General features: G+C 73.7%; 3 protein-coding genes. All 3 read left to right on the top strand.

Annotated elements, in window-relative coordinates; translation table 11 throughout:
• Positions 1 to 22 precede the first annotated feature (22 nt).
• From AB0927_RS40810 to AB0927_RS40800, 3 genes are read left to right on the top strand one after another with little or no spacing between them, the layout of a single operon-like run.
• Complete coding sequence (locus AB0927_RS40810; RefSeq protein ID WP_366672937.1) at positions 23 to 1,057, top strand: ABC transporter permease; 1,035 nt, start codon at positions 23 to 25, stop codon at positions 1,055 to 1,057.
• Positions 1,054 to 2,052: an ABC transporter permease gene (locus AB0927_RS40805; protein WP_366672936.1), complete on the top strand. Its 999-nt coding sequence runs from the start codon at positions 1,054 to 1,056 to the stop codon at positions 2,050 to 2,052. Before AB0927_RS40810 ends, AB0927_RS40805 begins: the two co-directional genes overlap by 4 nt.
• Entirely contained in the window at positions 2,049 to 3,641 is a 1,593-nt protein-coding gene (locus tag AB0927_RS40800; protein ID WP_366672935.1) for an ABC transporter ATP-binding protein, read from the top strand. The genes AB0927_RS40805 and AB0927_RS40800 overlap by 4 nt, the downstream gene beginning before the upstream one ends.
• Positions 3,642 to 3,880 lie beyond the last annotated feature (239 nt).

Raw genomic sequence — 3,880 nt, 5'->3', positions numbered from 1 at the left:
GGTCCTCGCCGCGCAGGTAGCAGTGCCGGTAGACGGCCGAGGTGGAGCCGAGTGCCCCGTACATCAGCAGGTCGGACCAGGGCGTACGGCCGGCGCCCCGGGGGCCCGTCGGTTCTGGCGGCGGCTGCGGGCGCAGCGTGCCGCCCTGGTCGCCGCGGCCGTCGTCGCGCTGCTCGTCCTGGTCGCGCTCGCCGCGCCGCTGCTCACCGCCCTGGAGGGCCAGGACCCCACCACCTACCACCCGTCCCTGATCGACTCCGCGCGCGGCGGCGTGCCGGTCGGCTCCCTGGGCGGCATCGGCGCGGAGCACTGGCTGGGCGTCGAACCCCAGACCGGCCGCGACCTGTTCGCCCGCCTGGTGTACGGCGCCCGGGTCTCGCTCGGAGTCGCCCTGGCCGCGACCGTCATCCAGGTCGTCATCGGCGTCGCCGTCGGCGTGGCCGCGGCGCTCGGCAACCAGTGGGTCGACCAACTGCTGAGCCGGATCACGGACGTCATCGTGGCCATGCCGCTGATGATCATGTCGCTGGCCCTGCTGGCGGTCGTCCCGGCGAGCTTCCCGCGTCCCGTCCTGGTCACCCTCGTCATCGGCCTGGTCGCCTGGGGCAGCGTCGCGAAGATCGTGCGCGCGCAGACCCTGTCCATGAAGGGGCTCGACTACGTCTCGGCCGCCCGGCTCAGCGGCTGGCGGACCTGGCGGATCGCCCGCCGGGAGCTGCTGCCCGGACTCGCAGCGCCCGTCATCACCTATGCGGCGCTCCTCGTGCCCATGAACATCTCGGTGGAGTCGGCCCTGTCCTTCCTCGGCGTCGGCGTCAAGCCGCCCACGCCCTCCTGGGGACAGATGCTCACCGCCGCCGACGTCTGGTACCAGGCCGCCCCGCAGTACCTGCTGCTGCCGGCCGGCGCACTGTTCGTCACCGTCCTCGCCCTCACCGTGCTCGGCGACGGCGTGCGCACCGCGCTCGACCCGCGCGCCGCCTCCCGGCTGCGGATCGGCACCGGTCGCAAGGACCGCGCGGCCGGCGCCGGGACCGAGAAGGAGGCGACCGCATGAGCGGCTTCGGCGGATTCCTGCTGCGCCGGACCGTGGGCACGGTGATCACCCTGCTCGCCGTCTCGGTCATCGTCTACGTCGTCTTCTACGCCACCCCCGGCAACGTCGCCCAGATCACCTGCGGCCCGCGCTGCTCGCCGGAACAGGTGCACCAGGTCGCCGAACAGCTACGGCTCGGCGACCCCCTCACCGTGCGCTACTGGCACTTCCTGCAAGGCCTGTTCGTCGGCCAGGACTTCTCCACCGGCACCTCCGTGGAGCACTGCGCGGCGCCCTGCCTCGGGCAGTCGTACCAGAGCGGCCGGCAGGTCATGGACATCATCCTGGGCAAGCTGCCCGTCAGCCTCTCGCTGGTCCTCGGCGCCATGGTGCTCTGGCTCGCCCTGGGCGTCGGCACCGGCGTCCTCTCCGCCTGGCGGCGCGGCCGGATCTCCGAGCGGGTGCTCACCGCGATCACCCTCGCGGGCACGGCCACGCCCGTGTTCGTCATCGGCCTGGTGCTGATGATCATCGTCTGCGGCGAGCTCCAGCTACTGCCCTTCCCGCAGTACGTCGCCTTCACCGACGATCCCGAGCAGTGGGCCTGGAACCTGCTGCTGCCCTGGCTGTCGCTGGCCCTGATCGAGGCCGCGACCTTCGCCCGGCTGACCCGCGCCGCGATGCTGGAGACGCTCGCCGAGGACCACGTACGGACCTTCCGGGCCTACGGCGTCGGCGAGCGGGCCATCGTCGGACGGCACGCCCTGCGCGGCGCGTTCGCCCCGGTCATCGCGCTCAACGCCAACAACGTCGGCTCCGCCATCGGCGGCGCCGTCCTCACCGAGACCCTGTTCGGCCTGCCCGGCATCGGCCAGGAACTGGTGCACGCGGTGAAGGTGGTCGACCTCCCGGTGGTCGTCGGCATGGTCCTCGTCATCGCGTTCTTCGTGGTGCTCGCCAACGCCGTCGCGGACGTGCTGTACGCGGTGGCCGACCGACGGGTGGTGCTCGCATGAGCCTGGTGGAAGTCACCGGTCTGACCGTCGAGTTCGGCGCCCTGCGGGCCGTCGACGGACTCTCCTTCAGCCTGGCCGAGGGCGCCGCCCTGGCCCTGGTCGGCGAGTCCGGCTCCGGCAAGTCCACCGTCGCGGGCGCCCTGCTGGGCCTGCACCACGGCACCGGCGCCCGGGTCGGCGGCAGCGTGCGCGTCGCCGGCACCGACGTCCAGGAGGCCACCGAGCAGGAGCTGCGGCGGCTGCGCGGCGCCCGGGCCGCCATGGTCTTCCAGGACCCGCTGTCCTCGCTCGACCCCTACTACGCCATCGGCGACCAGATCGCCGAGGTGTACCGGGTGCACACCCGCGCCTCGCGCCGTGCGGCCCGGGCGCGGGCCGTCGAGGTCCTGGACCGGGTGGGGATCCCGGACGCCTCCCGGCGCGCCCGCTCCCGCCCGCACGAGTTCAGCGGCGGCATGCGCCAGCGCGCGCTCATCGCCATGGCGCTGGCCTGCCAACCCGCCCTGCTGATCGCCGACGAGCCCACCACCGCGCTGGACGTCACCGTCCAGGCCCAGATCCTCGACCTGCTGCACACCCTGCGCACGGAGACGGGCATGGGCCTGCTGCTGGTCACCCACGACTTGGGCGTGGCCGCGGAGAGCGTCGACGAGGTGCTGGTCATGCGGCACGGCAGGGCCGTCGAGCACGGCCCGGTCGGGGAGGTCCTCGCGGCGCCCCGGGCGTCGTACACCCGGGAACTCCTCGACGCCGTCCCGCGCGTGGACGTCCGCCGCACCGGCTCCCCGGCCGGCGAGGAGGTCGTCCTGGAGGCCACCGGGCTGCGGCGCGAGTTCGGCCGGGGCAGGCGGGCGTTCACGGCCGTGGACGACGTCTCGCTGACCGTGCGCAGGGGGGAGACCCTCGGCGTCGTCGGTGAGAGCGGCAGCGGCAAGACCACCCTCGGCCGGATGCTGGTCGGCCTGCTGGAGCCCACCGCCGGCCGGATCCGCTACGCGGGCGAGCCGCTCACCGGGGTGAACCCGGCCGTCCAGATGGTCTTCCAGGACCCCGTCTCCTCCCTCAACCCCCGCCGCAGCGTGGGCGAGTCCATCGCCGACCCGCTGCGCGCCCGGGGGGAGAAGGACGAGGAGCGGATCAGGGCCCGGGTGACGGAACTGCTGGAGCGCGTGGGGCTCGAAGGGGCGCACCACGACCGCTACCCGCACGAGTTCAGCGGGGGCCAGCGCCAGCGCGTCGGCATCGCCCGCGCGCTCGCCGCCGACCCGCGCGTCATCGTCTGCGACGAACCCGTCTCCGCGCTCGACGTCACCACCCAGGCCCAGGTGGTCGCCCTGCTCGGCGAGTTGCAGCGGGAACTCGGCCTCGCGCTGGTCTTCATCGCGCACGACCTCGCCGTCGTCCGCCAGGTCAGCGACCGGCTCGCGGTGATGCACCGGGGCCGGGTGGTCGAGTACGGCCCCGCCGACGAGGTCTACGACAGCCCGCGCGAGGAGTACACCCGGCGGCTGCTGGCCTCCGTGCCCGCCCTCGACCCGGAGCTGGCGGCCCGGCGGCGCGCCGCGCGCGACGCACCGGCGGTGGCGTGACGGCACCCCGCGCCACACCCGCGCCACCGCGCGAGGTGACGTTTCGTACCCGCGTGAGCGCCTAGCGCGACAAAACGCGGCCCGCACGAGAAAGTTACTCCCGTTCACCCCTTTTGGTGGCGCGACGGACAACCGTCCGTCGCTGACGCTACCGGCTGGAGGAGTGCGTCACCCGTCTGGACGGATTCAGCAGCTGGCGTGCCGTCGACGAGAAACTCCGCCGCGCCGTCGGCGTCCAT

The sequence above is a fragment of the Streptomyces sp. NPDC048106 genome, assembly GCF_040706415.1.
GTDB lineage: Bacteria > Actinomycetota > Actinomycetes > Streptomycetales > Streptomycetaceae > Streptomyces.
The sequence above is the reverse complement of the archived record's forward strand: the minus strand, read 5'-3'. Positions and strand labels throughout refer to the sequence as shown.